Annotated in this window: 26 protein-coding genes; 12 read left to right on the forward strand and 14 right to left on the reverse strand. The window is 68.1% G+C overall.

Annotated elements, in window-relative coordinates:
• Positions 1–19: 19 nt before the first annotated feature.
• Positions 20–1,090 carry a putative urea ABC transporter substrate-binding protein gene (locus PVT71_RS26470; protein ID WP_353476462.1) on the reverse strand — a complete coding sequence of 357 codons (1,071 nt, stop codon included), beginning with the start codon at positions 1,088–1,090 and terminating at the stop codon, positions 20–22.
• 149 nt (positions 1,091–1,239) lie between these two features.
• Here PVT71_RS26470 and PVT71_RS26475 point away from each other — a divergent pair, with 149 nt between their 5' ends.
• The gene (locus tag PVT71_RS26475) at positions 1,240–1,851 is read left to right on the forward strand and encodes a TetR/AcrR family transcriptional regulator (RefSeq protein ID WP_353476463.1); all 612 of its coding nucleotides are present in this window, start codon (positions 1,240–1,242) and stop codon (positions 1,849–1,851) included.
• A 10-nt stretch (positions 1,852–1,861) separates the two neighbouring features.
• On the opposite strand, the gene PVT71_RS26480 is transcribed toward PVT71_RS26475, so the two are convergent.
• The 5 genes from PVT71_RS26480 to PVT71_RS26500 are packed head-to-tail and all read right to left on the reverse strand — an operon-like array spanning position 1,862 to position 6,158.
• Positions 1,862–2,290 (reverse strand): hypothetical protein, encoded by a 429-nt coding sequence (locus tag PVT71_RS26480; protein ID WP_353476464.1) that lies wholly within the window; start codon positions 2,288–2,290, stop codon positions 1,862–1,864.
• A gap of 16 nt (positions 2,291–2,306) precedes the next feature.
• Entirely contained in the window at positions 2,307–2,978 is a 672-nt protein-coding gene (locus tag PVT71_RS26485) for an ABC transporter ATP-binding protein (RefSeq protein ID WP_353476465.1), read from the reverse strand.
• A 10-nt stretch (positions 2,979–2,988) separates the two neighbouring features.
• On the reverse strand, positions 2,989–3,954 hold the full coding sequence (locus tag PVT71_RS26490) for an ABC transporter substrate-binding protein (RefSeq protein ID WP_353476466.1): 966 nt from the start codon (positions 3,952–3,954) through the stop codon (positions 2,989–2,991).
• A 24-nt stretch (positions 3,955–3,978) separates the two neighbouring features.
• Positions 3,979–4,950 carry a YVTN family beta-propeller repeat protein gene (locus tag PVT71_RS26495; RefSeq protein WP_353476467.1) on the reverse strand — a complete coding sequence of 324 codons (972 nt, stop codon included), beginning with the start codon at positions 4,948–4,950 and terminating at the stop codon, positions 3,979–3,981.
• Positions 4,951–4,958: 8 nt separating this feature from the next.
• Positions 4,959–6,158: an ABC transporter substrate-binding protein gene (locus PVT71_RS26500; protein WP_353476468.1), complete on the reverse strand. Its 1,200-nt coding sequence runs from the start codon at positions 6,156–6,158 to the stop codon at positions 4,959–4,961.
• Positions 6,159–6,310: 152 nt separating this feature from the next.
• Between PVT71_RS26500 and PVT71_RS26505 the strand changes: the two genes are divergently transcribed.
• The 4 genes from PVT71_RS26505 to PVT71_RS26520 all read left to right on the forward strand — a co-directional run bounded on the left by PVT71_RS26505 (position 6,311) and on the right by PVT71_RS26520 (position 8,842).
• Positions 6,311–6,802, forward strand: a complete 492-nt coding sequence (locus PVT71_RS26505; RefSeq protein ID WP_353476469.1) for a DUF3280 domain-containing protein — start codon at positions 6,311–6,313, stop codon at positions 6,800–6,802.
• Entirely contained in the window at positions 6,799–7,350 is a 552-nt protein-coding gene (locus PVT71_RS26510) for an SRPBCC family protein (RefSeq protein ID WP_353476470.1), read from the forward strand. The genes PVT71_RS26505 and PVT71_RS26510 overlap by 4 nt, the downstream gene beginning before the upstream one ends.
• On the forward strand, positions 7,313–8,275 hold the full coding sequence (locus tag PVT71_RS26515; RefSeq protein ID WP_353476471.1) for a beta-propeller fold lactonase family protein: 963 nt from the start codon (positions 7,313–7,315) through the stop codon (positions 8,273–8,275). Before PVT71_RS26510 ends, PVT71_RS26515 begins: the two co-directional genes overlap by 38 nt.
• A gap of 93 nt (positions 8,276–8,368) precedes the next feature.
• Positions 8,369–8,842: a MaoC family dehydratase gene (locus tag PVT71_RS26520; protein ID WP_353476472.1), complete on the forward strand. Its 474-nt coding sequence runs from the start codon at positions 8,369–8,371 to the stop codon at positions 8,840–8,842.
• Between the two features lie 5 nt (positions 8,843–8,847).
• On the opposite strand, the gene PVT71_RS26525 is transcribed toward PVT71_RS26520, so the two are convergent.
• From PVT71_RS26525 to PVT71_RS26555, 7 genes are all read right to left on the reverse strand, one after another.
• A complete protein-coding gene (locus PVT71_RS26525; RefSeq protein ID WP_353476473.1) occupies positions 8,848–9,378 on the reverse strand; it encodes a PQQ-dependent catabolism-associated CXXCW motif protein in 531 nt (176 codons plus the stop codon).
• On the reverse strand, positions 9,375–10,220 hold the full coding sequence (locus tag PVT71_RS26530) for a substrate-binding domain-containing protein (protein ID WP_353476474.1): 846 nt from the start codon (positions 10,218–10,220) through the stop codon (positions 9,375–9,377). The genes PVT71_RS26525 and PVT71_RS26530 overlap by 4 nt, the downstream gene beginning before the upstream one ends.
• Complete coding sequence (locus PVT71_RS26535; protein ID WP_353476517.1) at positions 10,201–10,650, reverse strand: c-type cytochrome, methanol metabolism-related; 450 nt, start codon at positions 10,648–10,650, stop codon at positions 10,201–10,203. The genes PVT71_RS26530 and PVT71_RS26535 overlap by 20 nt, the downstream gene beginning before the upstream one ends.
• Positions 10,651–10,814: 164 nt before the next feature.
• Entirely contained in the window at positions 10,815–12,617 is a 1,803-nt protein-coding gene (gene xoxF5, locus PVT71_RS26540; RefSeq protein WP_353476475.1) for a lanthanide-dependent methanol dehydrogenase XoxF5, read from the reverse strand.
• Between the two features lie 142 nt (positions 12,618–12,759).
• Positions 12,760–13,155, reverse strand: coding sequence for a cytochrome c family protein (locus PVT71_RS26545; RefSeq protein WP_353476476.1), 396 nt, complete (start codon positions 13,153–13,155; stop codon positions 12,760–12,762).
• Positions 13,156–13,183: 28 nt separating this feature from the next.
• Positions 13,184–14,008 carry an S-formylglutathione hydrolase gene (gene fghA, locus PVT71_RS26550; RefSeq protein ID WP_353476477.1) on the reverse strand — a complete coding sequence of 275 codons (825 nt, stop codon included), beginning with the start codon at positions 14,006–14,008 and terminating at the stop codon, positions 13,184–13,186.
• Positions 14,009–14,010: 2 nt separating this feature from the next.
• On the reverse strand, positions 14,011–15,090 hold the full coding sequence (locus PVT71_RS26555; protein ID WP_353476478.1) for an S-(hydroxymethyl)glutathione dehydrogenase/class III alcohol dehydrogenase: 1,080 nt from the start codon (positions 15,088–15,090) through the stop codon (positions 14,011–14,013).
• On the opposite strand from PVT71_RS26555, the gene PVT71_RS26560 reads away from it, so the two are divergent.
• Positions 15,019–15,399: a hypothetical protein gene (locus PVT71_RS26560; RefSeq protein ID WP_353476479.1), complete on the forward strand. Its 381-nt coding sequence runs from the start codon at positions 15,019–15,021 to the stop codon at positions 15,397–15,399. The genes PVT71_RS26555 and PVT71_RS26560 overlap by 72 nt on opposite strands.
• A 129-nt stretch (positions 15,400–15,528) precedes the next feature.
• Here the strand turns inward: PVT71_RS26560 and PVT71_RS26565 are convergent, their stop codons facing one another.
• Positions 15,529–16,533, reverse strand: coding sequence for a quinoprotein relay system zinc metallohydrolase 2 (locus tag PVT71_RS26565; protein ID WP_353476480.1), 1,005 nt, complete (start codon positions 16,531–16,533; stop codon positions 15,529–15,531).
• Between the two features lie 166 nt (positions 16,534–16,699).
• Here PVT71_RS26565 and PVT71_RS26570 point away from each other — a divergent pair, with 166 nt between their 5' ends.
• The 6 genes from PVT71_RS26570 (at position 16,700) to PVT71_RS26595 (ending at position 21,875) form a co-directional block, all read left to right on the forward strand.
• A complete protein-coding gene (locus PVT71_RS26570; protein WP_353476481.1) occupies positions 16,700–17,518 on the forward strand; it encodes a quinoprotein dehydrogenase-associated SoxYZ-like carrier in 819 nt (272 codons plus the stop codon).
• Between the two features lie 380 nt (positions 17,519–17,898).
• Positions 17,899–18,732 (forward strand): transporter substrate-binding domain-containing protein, encoded by an 834-nt coding sequence (locus PVT71_RS26575; RefSeq protein ID WP_353476482.1) that lies wholly within the window; start codon positions 17,899–17,901, stop codon positions 18,730–18,732.
• Positions 18,733–18,852: 120 nt separating this feature from the next.
• Complete coding sequence (locus PVT71_RS26580) at positions 18,853–19,590, forward strand: amino acid ABC transporter ATP-binding protein (protein WP_353476518.1); 738 nt, start codon at positions 18,853–18,855, stop codon at positions 19,588–19,590.
• Entirely contained in the window at positions 19,587–20,255 is a 669-nt protein-coding gene (locus tag PVT71_RS26585) for an ABC transporter permease subunit (protein WP_353476483.1), read from the forward strand. Before PVT71_RS26580 ends, PVT71_RS26585 begins: the two co-directional genes overlap by 4 nt.
• A 2-nt stretch (positions 20,256–20,257) precedes the next feature.
• Entirely contained in the window at positions 20,258–20,926 is a 669-nt protein-coding gene (locus tag PVT71_RS26590) for an amino acid ABC transporter permease (protein WP_353476484.1), read from the forward strand.
• A gap of 22 nt (positions 20,927–20,948) precedes the next feature.
• Entirely contained in the window at positions 20,949–21,875 is a 927-nt protein-coding gene (locus PVT71_RS26595; RefSeq protein ID WP_353476485.1) for an N-carbamoyl-D-amino-acid hydrolase, read from the forward strand.
• Positions 21,876–21,904: the final 29 nt, after the last annotated feature.

The raw sequence follows: 21,904 nt of genomic DNA on the forward strand, positions 1-21,904 counted from the left end.
GAGGTCTCGTGGGCCCGGCTTAGAGCGCGCCCGCCGCCGCCATCTCGGAGAAGCTGGGATCGAAGCGCAGCTTGACGTTGGCGGGATCGCCGAGCGTGGTGCCGCCGACCTCGATGCCGATCGCGTCGACACTGGCGGCGCCCTGCCCGAACAGCCCCTGCTCGAAGCTGAAGGTGCGCACCTTGTCCATGATCTCCTTGCTGCTCTCGGCGTTCAGGAAGGCGGCGGCGTCCCCGGGCGTGGTGAAGAAATGGGTCTGGTCCTCCTGCACCGAGAAGCCCGCGACATCGGTGCCCATGGCAGAGGCCATCACCTCGGCCATCGGCTTCGCGTCGCCGGTCTCGGCGGCCATGGTCGCCATCGCCTCGTACCACGCGCCGGTCAGCGCCTTGGCGAACTCGGGGTGCTCGGCCAGCGTGTCGGTGCGGGCGATGAACACGTCCATGATCTCGCCGGGGATCTGCGAGCTGTCGAAGAGCACCTTGCTCTCGGAGACCTGACTCAGCATCTCGGTGGCGATCGGGTTCCAGGTGGCGACGTGCTTCATCTCGGGCTGGGTGACATAGGCGGCCCCGATCTCGGCGTCCGAGATGTTGACCGACTTCACCCGCCACGGCTCGGTGATCCCGGCCTCGGCGAGGGCGCGGTTCAGCAGGTAGTGCGAGACCGAGTATTGCAGCAGCCAGACCTCGTCATCGAGCAGGTCCTCGACCTTTTCGGCGCTGCGCGAGATCAGCATGTCATTGCCGTTCGAATAGTCGGTGATCAGGAAGATCGAGGTGTCCACCCCGCCCGCCGCTGGCATGGTCAGCGCGTCCATCCCGGCCACCGCCACGGCGTCGAGATCGCCGGCGATGAACTGGTTGATCGAGCCCACGTAGTCGTTGATCTGGATGAGCTCGACATCGACGCCGTATTTCTCGCCCCATTTCTCCATCAGACCCTCGGTGCGCATCCACGCCAGGGGCATGAAGCCGACATAGACCACGTAGCCGACACGGAAGGTTTGCTTCTCCTGCGCCTGTGCGGGCGCGGTGAAGGCGATGGAGGCTGCGGAGGCCAACAGGAAAAACAGTTTGGGAGTGCGCATGAAAAAGTCTCCGGGAGGGAAGAGATGTTCGGTGACCTAACTAAACGTGCGTTGAATAGTTAAAATCAAGTTTTTAATATGTATAAATAATGCGCTATTAATCGGGCGATGAGTCCGCTATCGAAGCGCACCTGGAACGCGGAGCACCCATGGCCAAGACCGCAGCGAGGAAAAGGCTCGATCCAGCCGAACGGCGCACGCAGATTCTGGATGAGATGCTGAAGCTCTGCGCGAATCAGCACTTCGCCTCGATCACCATGCGCCAGCTCGCCGGGGCCTGCGGCGTGAACATAGCGCTGCTCTACCACTATTTCGACAACAAGGACGTGCTGGTCCACGCCACGCTGCGCCACGCGATCGACGACTTCCTCGTCGCCTTCGACGACCTGCCGAAAGACGCGGATGCGCCGCTCGGCGCGGCGGATGCCTGGATCGCGGCGACGATCGACGCGGCCCCGCGGCTGACGCGCATGGTCAAGCTGATGAGCGATTTCGGCACGCAGGAGAACCGCGACGCCGAGGCGCTGGCCATGGTCGACGAGTTCTATGCCCGCGAGCGTGAGACCCTGCGACAAGCGATCCTCGAGGGGATCGCGGACGGGCGCTTCCGCCAGGTCGACGCCGAACGCACCGCGCGCCTGACCTCCATCGCCATCGACGGGGTCTTCTACGGCGGCCCGGCGCGCAACGACTTCGACCATGGCGGCAACCTGCGCGACATCCGCGACCAGCTGCTGGAGTTCCTCGCGCGGCCGGGCTGACGGGGCCGCCTTACTGGATGGTGATCTCGACCCGCTGGCTCTCGCCGCTGGAGCCGGGGATCTTCAGGTAATACTGGCCCGGCTTGATCGCCAGGAACTCGATCTCCATCTCGCCCGCCTCGTCGAACTCGACGCTCTCGAGCCCGTAGGGGCGGATCTCAAGCCCGTTCACCACCACCTCGTTCACCCAGATGGCGCGGAAGAAGCCCGGCCCCTCGAGTCCCAGCTCGCCCGAGCCGTCGGCGGTGATCTCGAGCTCGTAGACCATGCCGGATTTCAGCGTGATCGGCCCCTCGGCCAGCGGCTTGCCCACCGACAGGGTGATCTCGGGCATCTCTTCCTTGTTGTCATGCGACAGGATGCCGGCGAAGCCGTACTCGTGGGCAGCAGCGGGCAGCGCCAGCGCGGTCAGCGCGGCGGCGAACAGGGTCGTTCTCATGGATCTGGCTCCTCCTTCAGACCAGGTGCGGGGTCAACGTGGCGGGCTGACCCTGCAGGTGCAGGATGCGGCTGGCCAATCTTTCTGCCTCGGCGCGGGCGTGGGTGACGAAAAGCACCGCCGGGCGCAGTTCTGCGATCAGGTCCTCGGTGAGCGACAGCATCGCCTCGGCCAGCTCGGGATCGAGCGACACGAAGGGCTCGTCCATCACCAGCATGTCGAGCCGCCCGGCAAAGGCCCGCGCCAGCGCCAGCCGGCGCTGCTGGCCCAGCGACAGGCTGCGCGGAAAGGCGTCGTGGCGGCCCCTCAGCCCGACCCGGTCGAGCGCGACACGCGCATCCCCCTCGCTGAGCTCGGGATGCACCAGCATGAGGTTCTGCAGCGCGGTGCGCCAGGGCAGCAGCGTCGGCTCCTGGAACACCATGGCCATGTGCGCGGGCCGGGTCACCTCGCCCTCGAAATCCTGGTCGAGCCCGGCGACGATGCGCAGCAGCGTGGACTTGCCGACACCGGACGGGCCGAGCAGCGCCACGGTCTCGCCCCGCGAGACGGTGAAATGCACGTTGCGCAGCACCTGCGTATCGCCGAAGCGCTTCGAGCGCACCTCGACCCGCACCGCGCCGGGGTCCGCCAGTTTCGGGTGAAGCGGCACGACGCGCGGGTCCTCGTGTCTGGTGCTGGGGCTCATCCGCGCGCCTTCATTCGACCGCCGCGAAAAGGCCATCCGGAACATGGTCCGCCTGCCCCACCAGCTCGGCCCCGCCAAGCTCGGCCATCAGCGACAGCAACCGGTCCGCGGCGGCGGCATCGACCGGCCCGCGCGCCGGCACCCCGGCCAGCCAGTCCTTGCGCAGCTGCTCGAACTCCGCCTCGTCCTCGGCATTCATCTGAGGGCGCAGCGCCTCCCAGGCCGACGCATCCTCGGCCAGCAGGTCCTTGGCGTCGCGGCTGGCCTCGTAGAAGGCCTGTCCCAGGCCCTCGTGCGCGGCAAGGAAATCCTCCTTGAAGTAATAGCCGAGCAGCGGCACGTCGGGATCGAGCCCCAGCGCCTCCGCCGCGGTCTCGACCGAGATCAGTTCGCGCATCCCCGCCGCCTTCATCTTGGCGAGGAAGTGCCAGAAGTTGACCGCCCCGGCATAGTCGCCCGAGAGCGCCGACTTGTAGATCAGCGGCGGTGCGCCGAAGACCTGCTCGGTCTCGGCCTTGAGGTCCATGCCGTATTCCTTCTGCGCAAAGGCGCGCAGGATCAGCCACGACTTGTCGAGCGGCCCGCCGGCGATACCGATCTTGCCGCCCTTGAGGTCGGCCAGCGTCTCGGCGTCCGAGCCGCCGGGCACCAGCAGCCCGCCCACCGCGCGGGAATAGGGCACCACCACGTAGTTCCTGCCCTCGGCGCGCTGGCGGGCGACCCAGATCCAGTCGGCCACGGCCATGTCGGCCTCGTCGCCCTCGACCGCGATACGCGTCGCGCCATTGTCGGCGAAGGTCACCATCTCCAGCTTGAAGCCGTGCTTCTCGTCGAAGCCGTGGGCGGCGATCGTCTCCAGCTCCCAGTTCACCGTGCCGATCTTCAGCACGGCGGCGCGGATCACCGGAAGATCCTGCGCGGCGGCCGGAAAGGCGGCGGCGCAGCCCAGCACCAGCGCGGTCAGAAATCGTTTCATGTGCCGTCTCCCCCCTCTTTGCGTTCAGTTCGGCGTGATCGCCACGCCCCAGGGCTGCTGCCCCACCTGCACCGACTTGATCGCCTTTTCCGCGGCCACGTCGATCACCGTGATGTCGTTGGAGTTGCCGTTGGTGGTCACCAGGTACTCCTCGCCGGGGGTGAAGGCCATCTGCCAGACCCGCTGCCCCACCATGATATAGTCGATAACCTCGAGACTTGTCCCGTCGATCACCGCCACGCGGTTCGCCGGCCCCAGCGCCACGAAGATGCGCCGCCCGTCCGAGGTCGTCTTGATCCCCACCGGCTGCAGCCACTCGGGCAGCACGCCCGGCACCTCGAAGCCGATCTTCTGGCGCAGGGTCGGCGTGCCGTCCTCGGCGATGTCGATCACGCTGACCGTGCCGCCGATCTCGGCGCTGACGAAGAGCCGGGTGCCGTCGTCGCTGTACTCGGCGTAGCGCGGCCGCTGGTCCACGAGGACGTTGTGCTTGATCTTGTAATCCTCGGTCGAGATGAAATGCGCCATGTTGGTGGTTTCCGAGGTGTTCACCACCCACTTGTGGTCGGGCGAGATCGCCATGCCCTCGGGCTCAACCCCCACCGGTACCTCGGCAAGGATCTTGTGGGTCTGCGTGTCGGTCACCGTGACGAGGTTGTCGTCCTCGTTGGCGATGTAGAGCGGGTTGCCGCTGCGATCGAGCACGAAGAGCTCGGGATCGCCGCCCGAGGGCAGCGTGTAGAGCTCCTCGTAGGTGTCGGTGTCGAAGACCCGCACCGTGTCGTCGTCCGAGGCGCAGACGTAGAGCAGCTTGCCGTCGGGCGAGAGGGTGATGCCGCGCGGCCGGTTGCCGCCCTCGAACTCGGTGATCACCTCCCATGTGCCGGTGTCGAGCACGGTGATCGTGTTGCCCCGCTCGTTCGAGACGAAGGCCTTGCCGGCAAGCGCGCCCGTGGCGGTCAGGCAAAGCGCGGCGGAGAGCATGAGCTTTTTCATTGGCGTCCTCATTGGAAGGCCCTGCAGTCGGATTCCGGGCGGTCGAGCCCCAGCGTGTCGAGCGGCGAGACCTGGTGCAGGAACCCGTCCTGCGGGCTCACGCTGACGGTGATGCGCCCGTCGTAGAGAAGGATCGGCTGCCGCATCTGGCCGTTCCAGTCGCGGAAGGTCACCTTCTGGCCCTTGAAGGCGGCCAGCTCGAAGGCGTCCGACAGGATGTATTTCTCCAGCTCGGCCGGATCGGCGCTGCCGGTGCGGGTCACCGCCTCGCCGAGCACGCGCAGGGCCAGCCAGGTGTTGTAATCCTCTTCCATGACGTGCCGGCGCGCCAGCTTCTCGAAGCGGTTCTGGAACTGCGTCGCGCCCCAGGCCTCGTGCGCGCCGTGCATGGTGACCGGGCGCAGCCCGGCGCTGCCCATGACCGGGCGCGGCGTCCAGAGGTGATAGGTCAGGTAGGCGGCGAAATAGTCGGTGGCGTCGGCGGCGATCAGAACGTCGTGATCCTTGGCCCGCTGCAGGAAGACCGGCAGCTGCTGCTGCACCAGCGCGTGGCCGGTGTCGGTGCGCCGCGCGCCGCCGGTGTCCTCGAACTCGCGCTCCTCGACGATCTTCGCGCCGAACTTCTTCGCGGCGCGGCGGTAGGCCTCGGCCAGCGCCCGGTCGGCGGGGTTCGAGCCGCTCACCAGCAGCCAGCGCGGCCATTTCTTCCAGACCGCGAACTGCGCGATGGCGTCGGCCTTCATGGCGAACGAGGGCGCGATGTGCAGCAGGTTGGCGCGGCAGTCCGCGCTGCGCAGTTCCACGTCGGGGGCCGAGGCGTTGAGCACCAGCGCGCCCTCCTGCGCCGCCCGGTCGGCGAGCGCCAGAAGCTCGCCGGCGCGCGCGTCCACCACCACGTAGCGGATGCCCTCGGCCAGCATCTCCTCGAGCGCCGCGAGCGCGCCCTCGGGCGGGGTGGCGACGGTCTCGGTCTCGTAGACATGGCCAAGGAAGGCGCCGGTCGTCGCATTGTCCTCGTCGGCCAGCACGGCCCCGGCGAAATCGAGGTCCTCGGGCCGCGCGTCGTAGCGCGAGATCGGCAGAAGCCCGGCGTAATCCACCCGCAGCACGCCTGCGCGCACCTCCACCGCCGAGGCAGCCGAGGCGCTCAGGCAGGTGGCAACGGCAAGCGCGGCCGCGGCCAGCAGCGGGGCAAAATTCTTCGGCACGTTCTCCTCCCATGCCCGCGCAACGTCTCGGGCCCCGTTCCACTCTGCCCCTCCCAAGGCAAGGCGGTGAACCGATACTTTCGGTTCGGTTGCGAGAGACAGGGTAACGGCGGCACGATTGACGGCGACTCTTAATTTCTAAGAAGGCAGCGATGCTTATCCGCGCCCTCCCGGTTCTGCTGATGCTCTGCACGCCCGCTTGGGCGGGCGAGAAGGTGGCCTTCTTCGGCATCACCTTCCTCGACACCTCGCTGCAGACCGCGGAACTGGGGCAGGACCCGGCGGAACTGGCACGCATCGCCATGCTCGAGGAGCTGGTGCGGCAGCGTTTCACCGACGAGGGTTACGAGCTTCTGGACCTCGGGCCGGTGGCGGTCGAGCGCGAGCGCATCGTCAACCCGGCCAAGTGCTACGGCTGCGACACCCGCATGGCCGCCAAGCTGGGCGCCGATTATTCGCTGGTGGGAGAGGTCCAGAAGGTCTCGAACCTCATCCTGTCGATGAACCTGCAACTGCGCGACGTGAAGAGCGGCCAGACGGTCAAGGGCCGGGTCGTGGATATCCGCTCGAACACCGACGAGAGCTGGCGGCGGGGGATGGACTACATCCTGCGCACGGGAATTTTCAGGGAGGAGACGAAATGAGAAGACGCAACCTGCTGGCCCTGGGGGCGGCGCTGGCGCTGATGCCCGCCGTGGCCATGGCACACGGGCCGACCCGGCAGAAGGTCACCCTTTCGGTGGACGTCGCCGCCGAGCCCGCCGAGGTCTGGGCGGTGATCGGCGATTTCCAGGACATGAGCTGGCATCCCGCCGTGGTCTCGCAGACCGGGAGCGGCGGCAACGACATCGACGCCACGCGCGAGCTCTACCTCTCGGACCAGGGCGCCTCGGGGCCGAAGATCGCCGAGGTGCTCTACAAGTACGACGCCACGAAGATGTCCTACAGCTACCGGATCACCGACGTCGCGGTCGAGGTGCTGCCGGTGACCAACTACTCCTCGCACCTGACCGTGACGCCGCGCGACGGCGGCGGCTCCACCGTCGAGTGGCGCGGCGCCTTCTACCGCGGCTATCCCAACAACGACCCGCCCCCCGAGCTGAACGACGAGGCGGCCGTCGCCGCGGTCACCGGGGTCTACAAGGCCGGGCTCGATGCGCTGGTCGAGCGGTTCGGTGCGCCGGGCTCCTGAGCGCGCGCTCGCCGTGTTTCTTGCCGTCGCCGCGTCTTCCACGGCGGCGGACCTGGCCTTCGTGACCTGCCAGAACGGCGACGCGCTGTCCGTGCTCGACCTTGCCACCGGCGAGGAGACCGCCCGCTGGTCGGTGCCCGGCAAGCCCGCCGGGGTCGCGGTGGCGCAGGACGGCACGGTCTACACTGTGGCGCCCGATGCCAAGACCGTGCGCCGCCACGGCCCGGGTGGCGCGGTGCTGGCCGAGGCGGTGCTCGACGGCGGACCGATGGGCGCGGCGCTGGACCCGCAGCGGGCGCATCTTTTCGTCTCGGACTGGTACAACGCCCGGCTCTGGGTGCTGGACGCGCAGACGCTGGCGGTGATCGCCGAGCTGCCCTCGGGCGCCGCCCCGGCCGGGATGGCGCTCTCGCCCGATGGCAGGCTGCTGGCCGCCGCCGAGCGCGATGCCGACCGGGTCAGCCTTTACGACGCCGAGACGCTGACGCCGGTGCGCAGCGTGCCCGTGGGCACCCGGCCCTTCGGCCTCGGCTTTGCGCCGGACGGGCGGCTTTTCGTCGGCAATGTCGGCAGCAACGACGTGACGGTCATCGACCCGGGCCCCGGCGAGGTGCTGGCCACCCTGCCCGTCGGCGACCGCCCCTACGGCGTCGCCTTCGCCGAGGGGCGCGCCTTCGTCACCAACCAGTACGCGGGCACTGTCAGCGTCATCGACCTCGGCGATCTGTCCGCGGTGGACGAGCTGTCGGTGGGCGAATACCCCGAGGGCATCGCCGCCACCTCGGACGGGAAGATCGCCGTCGCCAACTGGTTCGACAACACGCTCAGCCTGATCGACGCACGCACGCTCGAGGTGGTGCGCGATCTCGACACCGCCGACGGCCCGCGCGCCTTCGGCGCCTTCCTCCTGCATACCGGCGGCTGAACCACACGGGCGGGCTGGACCTTGCCGCCCCCCTTCCCTCATATGGCGCCAGACCGGGCCGCGCCCCGCGCCAGGAAGAGGAAGACCGACCGCATGACCGACACGAGCACACGCCCCGCTGCCCGCGACCTTTATCTCGAGGACATCGCCGTGGGAGACCGTTTCGTCAGCGGCGAGCACGCGCTCGACGCCGCGCAGATCAAGGCCTTCGCCGGGGATTTCGACCCGCAGCCCTTCCACCTCGACGAGGAGGCGGCGAAGGACAGCCTCTTCGGCGGGCTCGCGGCGAGCGGCTGGCACACCGCGGCGCTGACCATGAAGCTCTTCGTCTCGTCGGTGCCGCTGGCCAAGGGCATGATCGGCGCCGGGGTCGAGGTGACCTGGCCGCAGCCGACCCGCGCCGACGACATCCTGCACGTCGAGAGCACCATCACCGGGATCAAGCCGTCGCGCTCGCGTCCCGGCCGGGCGATGGTCACGGTCGAGACGCTGACGCTGAACCAGCGCGGCGAGCCGCGACAGAAGCTGGTCTCGCGCATCGTCATGTTCAGTCGCGACGCGGGCTGAGCCCGCTATCGCTGCCGCGGCGTGACCCGCTCGAGCGGGTATCCCGCCGCGGCCCACCCGTCTGTCCCCACGGGCAGCCAGTAGACGGTCGCGTAGCCGTAGCTCAGCGCCCGCTTTGCCGCGTTCCAGCTCATCCAGCAATCGGTCAGGCAGAAGAACAGCAGCGGATGCGCGGCATCACCGCCGCTCGCCGCCTCGAGCCCCTCGCGGAAATAGGCCTCGTCGGGCGCGCCGAGCGCGCCGTAGCCGGTGTTGGGCAGCCAGGTCGCGCCGGGAATGCTGTCGCGCGGCTTGTCGCGCCAGATCGTGCCCTCGGGCAGGTTCTCGGGCTTCGGCGGGCGCGGCAGCACGTCGACGAAGGCCGCCTCGCCCGACTCCCAGAGCGCATGTGCCTCGGCCACGTCCACAACCGTGCCGCCGGCAAGCGACGACGGCACCGGCGCGCGGTACTCGTCCATGCGGTAGCCCTCGGGCTCCGGCGCCTGCGCCAGCGCCAGCGCGGGCACGAGCGCCAGCGCCAGCAGCAGCCGTCTCATTGCCCGACGTCGAGCGGGCGCTCGCCCATGTCGTCGAGCAGCGGCACCCCCGCCTCGGTCAGCAGCGCGTTGATCTCGGCCTGGTTTCGGCGGATCTGCGAGTTGAGCTCGCGCTGCCAGACCTTCTCGCCCTGCCGCACGCCCATGGTGATGCGGTAGAAGAGCTTCGGTGCGCCATCCTCGTGGATCAGCGGCGTGACCTTCATGCCGGGATGGTCGCGCTTGACCAGCGGCCCGGCGATCGGTCCCCAGATCACCGCGGCGTCGATCTCGCCGGCGGCAAGATCGTTCAGCATGTCGCTCGCCGGGCTCTCGACCCGGCGGTCGACCACCAGCTGGTAGGGCCGCGCCTTGCCGATGAGCCCGTAGCGCGCCATGTGCGTGGCGGGCGGCGATCCGGCGATCACCCCCAGCTTCAGCCCCTGCAGCGCCGGGTCCGACAGTTTCGTCACCCCCGCGAGTGGCCCGGAGTCCGGCACCACCAGCACGTAGGCGGAAGTCATGTAGTGGTTGGTGTTGAGCACGAGCTCGTTGCCCTGCGCATAACCCATCACCACATCGCACTTGCCGGCCTTCAGCGTCTGGCGGATGAAGCCCGTGGCCATCGGGAACCAGGTGTAGCTGACCGGCCGCTCGAGCTTCGCCGCGAAGAGCTCGGCCAGCTTGTTCTCGTAGCCCGAGCCGTCCTTCATCGACATGGGATCAGCGGCGGGATCGGCGCAGACCCGGAAGGAGGTCTTCGAGACCAGGTCCGAGGTCTGCGCCTGCCCGGCTCCGGCGGTGAAGGCCAGGAGCAGGGTCACGGCCGCGGACCGCGTGGCCTCAGCCGCCCATGCAGTCATTTTCCATCTCGGTATAAGTCTCACTCTTGGCCTCCTTCTTGGCCGGGCGGCCGCGCCCGATGGCGCCGGACCCGTGGGCCTTGAGATAGGTGTAGATGTCGTCGAGGTAGCACATCACGTTCGGGTTGGTGCCGAAGGAGGGCATCACCGAGTTCTCGGCCGCGCCGACCTTCTTGCGCCCGTTGGTCACCGTGTCGACGAAATCGTAGTAATCCATCTCGACCGCGGAATTCTTCAGCGCCGGAGCGTAGGTCGAGCCCTCGCCGTCCGGCCCGTGGCAGACGTGGCACTCGGCGTGGTAGCGGCGGAAGCCCGAGAAGGTCGGCCAGTCCACCGTGCCGTCCTCGGAAACCTTGAAGGTGGGAACGCCGTCCGCCGTGTAGTAGCGGCCGCCCTCCTCGTAATCCACCGCGATGTTCGGATCCTCCATCGAGACGTTGGCGGCGCTCAGCGCGCTGGCCGCGAGGAGTCCGGCGGCGGTCAGGAGGGTAAGCTGTCGGGTCATGGCGTAAGGGTCCTGGAGATCTTTGTAAGGGTCTATCGGAACTGCGCCGGCGGGATGTGGCTCCCGCCGGCGCCTCGGGTCGCTGCGGATCAATCCGGGAGCGCAAAGACCGTCAGCTGACCGCCGAGCGCGGTGTAGTCGGACAGGGCCGCGTAGCCGCCCACTGCGCCGAGACCGTCGTTCGGGTTGGTCAGACCGGCCGCGAGGCCGATGCCGGCCCAGCCGCCGACGCCCGAAAGGATGCCGACATACTGCTTGCCGTCATGCTCGTAGGTCATCACGTTGCCGATGATGCCCGACGGGGTCTTGAAGCGGTAAAGCTCGTCACCCGTCGATGCGTCCACCGCCTTCAGGTAGCCCTCGAGCGTGCCGTAAAAGACGATGTCGCCAGCCGTGGCGAGCGCGCCCGACCACACCGAGAACTGCTCGGGGATCGACCACTTGATCTCGCCCTTGGTGTTGTCCCAGGCGATGAAGTTGCCCATGCCGCCATGGCTTTCCGGCGCCGGGTACATCGCGAGGGTCGCACCCACGTAGGGCTGACCGGCGGTGTAGCTCACCCGGAACGGCTCGTAGTCCATGCAGACGTGGTTGGTCGGCACGTAGAACAGGCCGGTCTTCGGCGAGAAGGACGCAGGCTGCTGGTCCTTGGAGCCGAGTGCCGCCGGGCAGATGCCGGTCGAGTTCACGTCCTCGCCGTTCTGCTCGGTCGAGTACTGGGCGACCACGGCCGGACGGCCATAGTTCTCCGAGGCCGGATCCATGTCGACGCCGGAGGTCCAGTTCACCGCCGGATCGTACTTCTCGGCGACCAGGAGCTCGCCGGTCAGACGGTCGAGCGTGTAGCCGAGGCCGTTCCGGTCGAAGTGGGTCAGCAGCTTGCGCGGCTCGCCGTTGAAGTCCTGGTCGGTCAGGATCATCTCGTTGATGCCGTCGTAGTCCCACTCGTCGTGCGGCGTCATCTGGTAGACCCACTTGGCCATGCCGTCGTCGGGGTCACGCGCCATGATGGTCATCGACCAGCGGTTGTCGCCCGGGCGTTGCGCCGGGTTCCAGGTCGAGGGGTTGCCGGTGCCGTAGTAGATCAGGTCGGCTTCGGGGTCATATGAATACCAGCCCCAGGTGGTGCCGCCACCGATCATCCACTGGTCGCCTTCCCAGGTGTTGGTGCCCGAGTCCGCACCGACCGGCTTGCCGAGCACGGTGGTCTTCTCGGGATCCATCAGGATGTCGCTGTCCGGACCCATGGAATAGGCGCGCCACTCGCGCTCGCCGGTTTCCATGTTGTAGGCGGTGACCGAGCCGCGGACGCCGAATTCGCCGCCCGAGATGCCGACGATCACCTTGTCCTTGACCGGCAGCACCGTGGCGGTGTTGGTCTCGCCCTTCGAGGCGTCGCCGTTCATCACTTCCCACTTCACCTCGCCGGTCTCGGCGTCGAGCGCCACGACCTTGGTGTCGGCCTGGTGGAGGAAGATCTTGCCGTCGGCATAGGCCACGCCGCGGTTCACCGTGTCGCAGCACATCACCGGGATCACGTCCGGATCCTGCTTCGGCTCATAGCGCCACTTGATCTTGCCCCCGTCGTTCAGGTCGAGCGCATAGACGATGTTGGGGAACGGGGTGTGCACGTACATCGTGTCCCCGATCACCAGCGGCGAGCCTTCGTGGCCACGCAGCACACCGGTCGAGAAGGTCCATGCGACCTGCAGGTCGCCGACGTTCTCCTTGTTGATCTTGTCCAGCTCGGAATAGCGCTGGTTCGCATAGTCGCCGGTCTGGATGGCCCATTGGCTCGGGTTGTCCATCTGGGACATGAGGTCGTCGTTCGCCATCGCCATGGATGCGGCGCAGAGCACCACACCGGACGATAGAAGCAGCCGTCTCTTCATCTTTCCTTCTCCCTTGGATAGTACGGCGGTCCCGCCGCGTGGTCCCGTCCCGGCCGCCTTTCGGCTTGTTGATGAACCGTGTCGGGTCATCCGGATCCGGCGCTCCTTCTCCTCCCGCCGGACCCGGAAATCTCAGTTCGTGTTACGAGCCGCCGCCCGCGCTGAAGGTCGCGAGGTAGGCGATCACGTCGGCGCGCTCGTCTTCCTTGCGCAGCCCCGGAAACGACATCTTGGTGCCCTTGGCGAAGTCTTTCGGCTTCTCGAGGAACGACGCCAGCTCCTCGGGCGTCCAGGTCCCGTCGGCGGCGGCGAGGGCCTTGAGCCCGTCCGAGTAATCGAAGCCTTCCACCGAGGCGATCGGGCGCCCGACGACACCGGTCAGCACCGGCCCGACGCGGTTCTCCGCCCCTTCGCCCACCATGTGGCAGGCCTGGCACTTGCGGAAAATCTTCTCGCCCTTCGCCGCGTCGCCTTCGGCGAGGGCCATCCCTGCCGACAGGGCCAGGATCAATCCGGCTGCGAGGGTTCCTTGATACATGCCTAGTCTCCTTGTGCTGGTCCCGGTCTCAGGCAAGCCGGGCTGCGTGCCAGGCGACATGGTCGCCGGCGAACGAATTCACGAAGAAATACGAATGGTCATAGCCTTGCTGCATCCGCAGCACCCCGGGCTGGCGCCGCCGGGTCATCGCCTCGGCCAGCGCCTCGGGCTGCAGCAGGTCGAGGAACTGGTCGCTCGCCCCCTGGTCGACGAGGATGTCGTCCTTCCAGCCGCGCTCCTCCATCAGCAGCGTCGAGTCGTGCGCCGCCCAGCAGCCCTCGTCGTCGCCGAGATAGGCCGAGAGCTGCTTGCGCCCCCAGTCCGAGCGGGTCGGATGCGCGATCGGCGCAAAGGCCGACAGGCTGTCGTATAGATGCGGGTTGCGCATCGCCAGCGTCAGCGCCCCGTGCCCGCCCATGGAATGGCCGGTGATGCCGTGGCGCTCGCCGATGCCGTCGAGCCCGGCGACGATCTCGCGCAGCTCCTGCGTGACGTAGTCGTACATGCGGTAATGCGGCTTCCACGGGTCGCGCTTGGCATTGACGTAGAACCCCGCCCCCTGCCCGAGGTCGTAGGCGTCGTCATCCGCCACCTCCGGCCCGCGTGGGCTGGTGTCGGGAAAGACCACCGCCAGCCCGTGCAGCGAGGCGTGTTCCTGGAAGCCGCCCTTGGTCATCGCGTTCTCATGCGTGCAGGTCAGCCCCGAGAGATACCACAGCACCGGCACGGGCCCCGCCTCCGCCTGCGGCGGCAGGTAGACCGCGAAGGTCATGTCGCAGCCACAGGCGTCCGAGGCGTGCCGGTAGACGGTCTGCCTGCCGTCGAAGCTGCGGTTTTGCGCCACCACGTCCATGCTCAGTATTCCACCACCGCGCGGATCGACTTGCCCTCGTGCATCAGATCGAAGCCGTGGTTGATCTCCTCGAGCTTGAGCTTGTGGGTGATCATCGGGTCGATCTCGATCTTGCCGTCCATGTACCAGTCGACGAACTTCGGCACGTCGGTGCGGCCCTTGGCGCCGCCGAAGGCGGTGCCCTTCCAGACCCGCCCGGTGACCAGCTGGAACGGCCGGGTCGAGATCTCGGCCCCCGCCGGCGCCACGCCGATGATCACCGACACGCCCCAGCCGCGGTGCGAGCACTCGAGCGCGTCGCGCATCACCTTGACGTTGCCGGTGGCGTCGAACGAGTAGTCCACGCCGCCGATCTGGTCGGCGCCCTTCTTCGTCATGTTGACGATTTCCTGCACCACGGTACCCTCGATCTTCGACGGGTTGACGAAGTGGGTCATGCCGAACTTGCGGCCCATCTCGGCCTTGGAGTCGTTGAGATCGACGCCGATGATCATGTCGGCGCCGGCCATGCGCAGGCCCTGGATCACGTTGAGCCCGATGCCGCCAAGGCCGAAGACCGCCGCGGTCGAGCCGATCTCGACGCCGGCGGTGTTGATCACCGCGCCGATGCCGGTGGTGACGCCGCAGCCGATGTAGCAGATCTTGTCGAAGGGCGCGTCGTCACGGACCTTGGCGAGCGCGATCTCCGGCATCACCGTGTGGTTGGCGAAGGTCGAGCAGCCCATGTAGTGATAGATCGGCGTGCCATCGAGCATCTTGAAGCGGGTCGTGCCGTCCGGCATCAGCCCCTGGCCCTGCGTGTTGCGGATCGCGGTGCAGAGGTTGGTCTTGCCCGAGAGGCACGACGGGCACTCGCGGCACTCGGGGGTGTAGAGCGGGATGACGTGGTCGCCGGGCTTCAGCGTGGTGACGCCTTCGCCGACTTCCAGCACCACGCCCGCGCCCTCGTGGCCGAGGATGCAGGGGAAGATCCCCTCGGGGTCGGCACCGGAGCGGGTGAACTCGTCGGTGTGGCAAAGCCCGGTGGCCTTGATCTCGACCAGAACCTCGCCGGCCTTCGGCCCGTCGAGTTCGACTTCCATGATTTCGAGCGGTTTGCCGGCCTGATCATCAAGGGCATCGGGAAATTCTCCCTCGGGCAGGTGGATCTCGCCGCGAAGATCGACGCCGCCCGCGCCGAGATGGACAGCCAGATGGCCAAGGAAGCGCCGGATTACGACCGGGTCGACGCGCTGGAAGAACAGATCGACTGGGACCAGCGCATCTTCACCGACCGCCAGCAGACGATCCGCTACCTCTGCGAGACGCCGCAGCTGCTCGAGCAGAGGCTCTACGCCATCGCGCAGCTGCTGCAGGAGGCCGGAAGCGCCGAGGGCGGAGACGACGGCTGATCCCCCCGGCGCCGCGCCCGGCCCCAGCCTCCGGCAGGCGTATTTGGAAAGAGAAGAAGCCGCGCGCCCCTGCTTCTTCTCTTTCCAAATACGCAGCCTTCCATCCTTGCGACGCCGGGGCGGCGAGGCTCATTCCCATTCGAGCTCGGTGAAGGCGACCGTGGCATTGCGCGGGTTGAAAAGCTCGAAGAGCTGCCAGCGCCCGGCCTCCTCCTCGGCGATATGCGGCACCGCCTCGGCGAGGCGTGCGCCCGAGGCCACCGCCGCCGCCGTGTCCCGCGCCAGCACGCCGAGGTAGCGCTCCACCGGCGCGGCGCCGCCGGGCCAGTCCAGCACCGGCCCGCCATGGCCGGGCACGACCCGGCGCGCCGCGATCGCGGTCAGATCGCCGAGCACCCGCTGCCAGCCGCGCAGGCTGCCGTCGAGCGGGGGCAGGTGGCCGTCGGTCACGAGATCTCCGGCAAAGAGCGTGCCCGTCTCCACGTCGAGCACCGTGAGGTCGGTGCCGCTGTGCGCCAGCGGCCAGGCGCGCAGCTCGAGCACCCGCCCGCCGAGGTCGAGCTCGGCGCGGTCCGCCACCTCGCGCTCCACCTCGGGCAGCTCCGTGCCGAGGAAGGCGGGCGCGCCGATCAGCTCGGCGAACCGGTCGAGATAGGTCTGCTGCCGCTCCGCCAGCGCGTTCTGCAGCCCGGCATGGGCGACGGTCTCGGCCCCGGCGAAGACCCGCGCGCCCAGCACGTGGTCGGGGTGGACGTGGGTGAGCACGAGGTAGGCGACGGGCAGGTCGGTGCGGGCGCGGATGGCGCGCCACAGCGCCTCGCCGATCCAGGCGGCCGAGCCGCTGTCGATCACCGCCACCGCCGTCTCGCCGATGACGAAGCCGAGGTTGGCGACGTCGCCGCGGTTCTGCGCGTCGGGCTCGGCCACGGCGCCGCGGTGCACGAAGACGCCCGGCGCCACCTCGGTCATTTCGAGCGCCTCGCCCGCGGCCCCGCAGCTGGCGCCCGCCACCGGGCGCGCCGCCAGCGCGGCCACGCATTCGGCGCGGGTCTCCGCCTCGTAGCCCGGCACCAGCGCGGCGCGGCAGTCGGGCCCCGCCAGTCCCGCGCAGAGCATCACCACCGCCTCGAACATGACGCCTCCCGTCGCTTGCGCGTCCCCGGCCAGCCTCGCGCCGCGCCGCGCGGCGATCCATACCGACCATGCGCTCGGTAGCCTTGCGCCGCCGCGCCTGTCACACTGCGGCCCAGCACGCGCAAGCCTCGCGCCGCGGGCCCGGTCTGACGCAAGGAGGAACCCCATGCCGCGTTTCACCCTCGCCGCCCTGCTGGCGGCCTCGCTTGCCTGCCCCGCATTCGCCGCCGACACGCCCGGCGTGCCGATGATCGACAGCCCGACCTGGGAGGAGTTGCGCCCCGACGTGACCGGCGAGGCCGCCATCGCCCCGGCAAGCGGGCTCTTCACCGTGACCGCGCCGATCCGCGCCGAGGACGCCGCGACCGTGCCGCTGCACATCCTGCAGACCGACCCTTCCGTGCCGATCGAGGGGGCGATCGTGGTGATCGACGAGAACCCCTCGCCGGTGGCCGGGGAGTTCACCTTCTCGCCAGCCATGGCGCCGCTCGACTTCGAGCTGCGGCTGCGGGTCAACAGCTACTCCAACATCCGGGTGATCGCCGAGACGCCGGAGGGGCTGCGCATGGACGGGCGCTACGTGAAGGCCTCGGGCGGCTGCTCGGCCCCGGCGACCAAGGCCGGCGCCGAGGCGCTGGCCGAGCTCGGGCGGATGAAGCTGCGGCTCTTCGACACCGGGCCCGACCAGACGGCGGCGCAGTCCCTGCCCCGGCGCGAGGCGCAGATCCAGATCCGCCACCCGAACTTCTCGGGGCTGCAGCGCGACCAGATCACCCAGCTCTTCATTCCGGCGCATTTCATCGACCATCTCGAGGTCTGGCAGGGCGAGGAGCAGCTCTTTGCCATGGACGGCGGCATCTCGATCTCGGAGAACCCGGCCTTCCGCTTCACCTATGCCGACAACGGCGCGCCGGCGCTGACCGTGCGGGCGACCGACACCGAGGGCAACCATTTCGAGAGCGAGCTGCCGAAGATCGGCGGCTGATCCCGCCCGGCCGGGCCGGGTGAGGCTGCGCATCCCGCGGGCCGATGGGCCGGAACTGCCCAATCCGCAGGCATTGCCATGGGGCGCCCCGCGGGCGCGCAACGCCTAGGGTGCCCCGAACGCCTGCCCCTTGGTCAGCTGAGCAGGTCGCGCAAGACCGTAATTTTCCCTCTGAAATCAACGGGTACGTCCGCGACCCCGGAATCCCGGCGGCCAAGCGCCGCGGTCCGCGCGTGCCAAAATATAAGCTGAGATTATTATTATAGTTTAATTATAATCCTGATTTGTATTGCTCCACCCCGGGCCCGGCGGCTTGGTGAAGCCACAGACCGCATCCTTCCGATGCCAAGAACACCGACATCACCAACACGGAGCCCCCCATGAAACGCAAGAGCCTCCTGCTCTCGGCCGCGCTCGCGGTCCTCACCCTGCCCGCCGCTGCCGAAGGCTACAAGGTCGCGCTCGACGGCACCTTCGCCCCCCATGCCATGCCCAGCCTCTCGGGCGGGGTCGAGGGCTTCAACGTCGATCTCGCCGCCGCCATCGGCGAGAAGCTCGGCGTGCCGATGGAAGTGGTCGCCGCGCAATTCTCGGGCCTCATCCCGGCACTGCAGGCGGGCACCTACGACTTCCTCGTCGCGCCCACCACCGTCACCGCCGAGCGCGCCTCGAACCTGCTCTTCTCCGAGGGCTTCATGGACACCAACTTCGCCTTCACCGTCCCCGCGGGGACAGCGAAGATGGAGGGGCTCGACGCCTTCAAGGGCAAGACCATCGCGGTCAACAAGGGCTCGGTCTACGAGAGCTTCCTGACCGAGAAGGCCGGTGAATACGGCTGGGAAGTCGTCGCCTACGGCACCAACACCGACGCGGTCGAGGCCGTGGCCACCGGCCGCGCCGATGCCAACCTCGCCGGCGCCACCGTCTCGGCATGGGCCGCCAAGCAGAACCCGCGCATCGACCTCAGCTTCGAGTACCCCACGGGCCTCGTCTGGGCCTTCCCCTTCCGCAAGGACGACGTGGCGACCCGCGACAAGATCGACGCGGTGCTCGAATGCCTGAAGACCGACGGCACCATGGTGGCCCTTTCGGAGAAATGGTTCGGCGTGACCCCGACCGAGGGCGCCACCATCGTCACCCCGACCCCCGGCTACGGCACGCCCGGCTTCGACGGCTACGTCGAGACCGCGCACGAGGTCTCCTGCGACTTCTGATTTCTGAACCTGCTCCCTGACACCGACGGGCGGGGCGCCCGCCGTCCCGCCCGTTCATCGAAAGTTAACGACATGCCCGCTGCCACCCCCTCCCCCGCCGCGATGGTCCACCAAAGGCCGATGCTCGAGATCAACCAGCTCGGCAAACGCTTCGGCGACACGCAGGTGCTGACCTCGATCGACCTCAGCGTGAAGCCGGGGGAACTGGTCTTCGTCATCGGCCCCTCGGGCTCGGGCAAGTCGACCATGCTGCGCTGCTGCAACCGGCTGGAAGAGCCGAGTTCGGGCAGCATCCTGCTCGACGGCGAGCATGTCACCGCCTGCCACGGCGCCGCGCTCGACAGGATGCGGCTGAAGATCGGCATGGTCTTCCAGGGCTTCCACCTCTACCCGCACAAGACCGTGCTGGCCAACGTCATGCTGGCGCAGGTCAAGGCGCTGAAACGCACGAAGCCAGAGGCGAAGGCCCGCGCCATGGAGATGCTCGAGCACGTCGGGCTTGCGCACAAGGCCGATGCCATGCCCGCCGAGCTTTCCGGCGGCCAGCAGCAGCGCGTCGCCATCGCCCGGGCGCTGGCGCTCGATCCCAAGGTCATGCTCTTCGACGAGCCGACCTCGGCGCTCGACCCGGAACTGGTCGGCTCGGTGCTGAAGGTGATGAAGCAGCTGCGCGACGAGGGCATGACCATGGTCGTGGTCAGCCACGAGATGGATTTCGCCCGCGAGGCCGCCGACCGCGTGGTCTTCATGGACGGCGGCGTGGTGGTCGAGGCCGGCACGCCGGACGAGATCTTCGGCAGCCCCAAGTCCGAGCGCCTGCGCGCCTTCCTCTCCCGCCTGCACCCGAGCGCCGCATGAGATTCCTCGACACGTTCTTCGACGGCGCGGTGATGGCGAAATACCTGCCGGACCTCGCCTCGGCCATCGTCACCACGCTCTGGCTCAGCGTCATCATCGTGCTCGGCGGGCTTGCCCTCGGCCTCGCGCTGGCCTGCCTGCGCACGCTCGGCCGCTGGTACCTGACCCTGCCCATCGTCGCCTTCGCCGACATCGGCCGGTCGCTGCCGCCGCTCGTCGTGATCCTGATCTTCTACTTCGGCCTGCCCGGGCTCGGCATCAACCTCTCGGGGCCGATGGTGCTGATCCTCGTGCTGGGCGGCGTGCTCGCCGCCTTCGCCGAGGAAATCTTCTGGGCCGGTCTCACCTCGGTCTCGAAGGGACAATGGGAGGCGGGCCGCGCCACCGGGCTCAGCTTCGCGCAGACGCTCTTCGAGATCGCCCTGCCGCAGGCCATCCGCATGGGCATCCCGCCGCTCGTGAACCGCGCGCTGGCGATCACCAAGATGACCGCGCTCGGCTCGGTGATCGGGGTGAAGGAAATCCTCGCCGTCTCCTCCTCGGCGCAGAGCTTCTCGGGCTCGGCGACGCCGCTGACCATGGCCGCGCTCGCCTACCTCGCGATCTTCCTGCCGGTCGTCATCCTCTCGCGCCTCCTCGAGAAGCGCTATGCCTGGGCGGTCTGAGCATGAGCAACTTCATCGACCTCTTCTTCAACCTCGACATCATGAGCCAGGCCTGGCCGCTGCTGCTCAAGGGGCTGATCATCACGCTCGAGCTCTGCGCCGTGGTCATCGGGCTCGGCCTCGTCGGCGGTCTGTTCCTGGCGCTCGCCGCGCTCTCGCCGCGCGCCTGGCTGAAATGGCCCGCCGTGGGGTTCATCGACCTCTTCCGCGCGCTGCCGCCGCTGGTGCTGCTGGTCTTCGTCTTCTCGGGCCTGCCCTTCGCCGGGCTGGAGCTGAGCCCCTTCATGGCCGTGGTGGTCGCCTTCTTCCTCAACAACTCGGCCTATTTCGCCGAGGTCTTCCGCGCCGGCATCCAGTCGGTGCCCAAGGGCCAGACCGAGGCCGCCCGCGCCACCGGCCTGAGCAAGGCACAGGCCCTGACCCACGTGATCCTGCCGCAGGCGATCCGCAACGTGCTGCCGGACCTGCTTTCGAACACCGTCGAGGTGGTGAAGCTGACCTCGCTCGCCTCGGTCGTCTCCCTCTCCGAGCTGCTCTACTCGGCCAACATGGCCCGCTCGGTCACCTACAACTCCTCGCCGCTCATCCTCGCGGCGCTGATCTACCTCGCGATCCTCTGGCCGCTCGTCCGGCTGATCTCGCGGTACCAGCGCGGGCTGGCGGTGCACTGAACGTCCCTGAAAGGAAATTCCCATGACCAAGATGATAATCGGCGGCGCGCAGATCGGCGGCATCCAGAAGGACGAGACCCGCGAAGAGGTGATCGCCCGAATGATCGCGCTGATGGACGAGGCGCATGCGAAGGGCGTGAAGTTCCTCGTCTACCCCGAGATGACGCTGACCACCTTCTTCCCGCGCTTCTACGTCGAGGACCGCGCCGAGTTCGACCACTGGTTCGAGAGCCAGATGCCGAACCCCGCCGTCCAGCCGCTCTTCGACAAGGCCCGCGAGTACGGCATGGGCGTCACCTTTGGCTATTGCGAGCTGACCCCCGAGGGCGATCACTTCAACACCTCGATCATCGTCTCGCCCGAGGGCGAGATCGTGCTCAAGTACCGCAAGACCCACCTGCCCGGCCACGCCCAGTACGAGCCCGAGCGCACCCACCAGCACCTTGAAAAACGCTACTTCCTGCCCGGAGACACCGGCTTCGGCGTGGTCAAGAACCAGGGCATCATCATGGGCATGGCGATCTGCAACGACCGCCGCTGGCCGGAAAGCTGGCGCGTGCTCGGCCTGCAGGGCGTGCAATTGGTGACCATCGGCTACAACACGCCCAGCCAGAACAACCTCTCGACCGAGGAGGGTATCGAGCGGCGCATGTACCACCACGAGCTGTCGGTCTGCGCCGGGGCCTACCAGAACTCGACCTATGCCGTGGCCGTGGCCAAGTGCGGCATGGAGGACGGCAACCACATGTTCGCGGGCTCGATCATCGTCGATCCCGACGGCTTCGTGGTCGCCAAGGCGACGGGCGAGGGAGACGAGCTGATCACCCACGAGGCGGATTTCGCCAAGTGCGACTTCGGCAAGTCGACGGTGTTCAACTTCGCCGCGCACCGCCGGATCGAGCATTACGGGCTGATCGCCAGCCAGACCGGCGTCAAGCTGCCGGAATAAGACAGGCGCGCCGGGCCTGTCCCGGCGCG

Origin of the sequence: Salipiger sp. H15 (genome assembly GCF_040409955.1) — a bacterium.
Classification (GTDB): Bacteria; Pseudomonadota; Alphaproteobacteria; order Rhodobacterales; family Rhodobacteraceae; genus Salipiger.

Bases quoted from the DNA above. Each gene is read 5' to 3' on its own strand.
- PVT71_RS26470 (WP_353476462.1), bottom strand. From the start codon at position 1,090: ATGCGCACTCCCAAACTGTTTTTCCTGTTGGCCTCCGCAGCCTCCATC.
- PVT71_RS26475 (WP_353476463.1), top strand. From the start codon at position 1,240: ATGGCCAAGACCGCAGCGAGGAAAAGGCTCGATCCAGCCGAACGGCGC.
- PVT71_RS26480 (WP_353476464.1), bottom strand. From the start codon at position 2,290: ATGAGAACGACCCTGTTCGCCGCCGCGCTGACCGCGCTGGCGCTGCCC.
- PVT71_RS26485 (WP_353476465.1), bottom strand. From the start codon at position 2,978: ATGAGCCCCAGCACCAGACACGAGGACCCGCGCGTCGTGCCGCTTCAC.
- PVT71_RS26490 (WP_353476466.1), bottom strand. From the start codon at position 3,954: ATGAAACGATTTCTGACCGCGCTGGTGCTGGGCTGCGCCGCCGCCTTT.
- PVT71_RS26495 (WP_353476467.1), bottom strand. From the start codon at position 4,950: ATGAAAAAGCTCATGCTCTCCGCCGCGCTTTGCCTGACCGCCACGGGC.
- PVT71_RS26505 (WP_353476469.1), top strand. From the start codon at position 6,311: ATGCTTATCCGCGCCCTCCCGGTTCTGCTGATGCTCTGCACGCCCGCT.
- PVT71_RS26510 (WP_353476470.1), top strand. From the start codon at position 6,799: ATGAGAAGACGCAACCTGCTGGCCCTGGGGGCGGCGCTGGCGCTGATG.
- PVT71_RS26515 (WP_353476471.1), top strand. From the start codon at position 7,313: ATGCGCTGGTCGAGCGGTTCGGTGCGCCGGGCTCCTGAGCGCGCGCTC.
- PVT71_RS26520 (WP_353476472.1), top strand. From the start codon at position 8,369: ATGACCGACACGAGCACACGCCCCGCTGCCCGCGACCTTTATCTCGAG.
- PVT71_RS26525 (WP_353476473.1), bottom strand. From the start codon at position 9,378: ATGAGACGGCTGCTGCTGGCGCTGGCGCTCGTGCCCGCGCTGGCGCTG.
- PVT71_RS26530 (WP_353476474.1), bottom strand. From the start codon at position 10,220: ATGACTGCATGGGCGGCTGAGGCCACGCGGTCCGCGGCCGTGACCCTG.
- PVT71_RS26535 (WP_353476517.1), bottom strand. From the start codon at position 10,650: ATGGAGGATCCGAACATCGCGGTGGATTACGAGGAGGGCGGCCGCTAC.
- xoxF5 (WP_353476475.1), bottom strand. From the start codon at position 12,617: ATGAAGAGACGGCTGCTTCTATCGTCCGGTGTGGTGCTCTGCGCCGCA.
- PVT71_RS26545 (WP_353476476.1), bottom strand. From the start codon at position 13,155: ATGTATCAAGGAACCCTCGCAGCCGGATTGATCCTGGCCCTGTCGGCA.
- fghA (WP_353476477.1), bottom strand. From the start codon at position 14,008: ATGGACGTGGTGGCGCAAAACCGCAGCTTCGACGGCAGGCAGACCGTC.
- PVT71_RS26555 (WP_353476478.1), bottom strand. From the start codon at position 15,090: ATGGAAGTCGAACTCGACGGGCCGAAGGCCGGCGAGGTTCTGGTCGAG.
- PVT71_RS26565 (WP_353476480.1), bottom strand. From the start codon at position 16,533: ATGTTCGAGGCGGTGGTGATGCTCTGCGCGGGACTGGCGGGGCCCGAC.
- PVT71_RS26570 (WP_353476481.1), top strand. From the start codon at position 16,700: ATGCCGCGTTTCACCCTCGCCGCCCTGCTGGCGGCCTCGCTTGCCTGC.
- PVT71_RS26575 (WP_353476482.1), top strand. From the start codon at position 17,899: ATGAAACGCAAGAGCCTCCTGCTCTCGGCCGCGCTCGCGGTCCTCACC.
- PVT71_RS26580 (WP_353476518.1), top strand. From the start codon at position 18,853: ATGCTCGAGATCAACCAGCTCGGCAAACGCTTCGGCGACACGCAGGTG.
- PVT71_RS26585 (WP_353476483.1), top strand. From the start codon at position 19,587: ATGAGATTCCTCGACACGTTCTTCGACGGCGCGGTGATGGCGAAATAC.
- PVT71_RS26590 (WP_353476484.1), top strand. From the start codon at position 20,258: ATGAGCAACTTCATCGACCTCTTCTTCAACCTCGACATCATGAGCCAG.
- PVT71_RS26595 (WP_353476485.1), top strand. From the start codon at position 20,949: ATGACCAAGATGATAATCGGCGGCGCGCAGATCGGCGGCATCCAGAAG.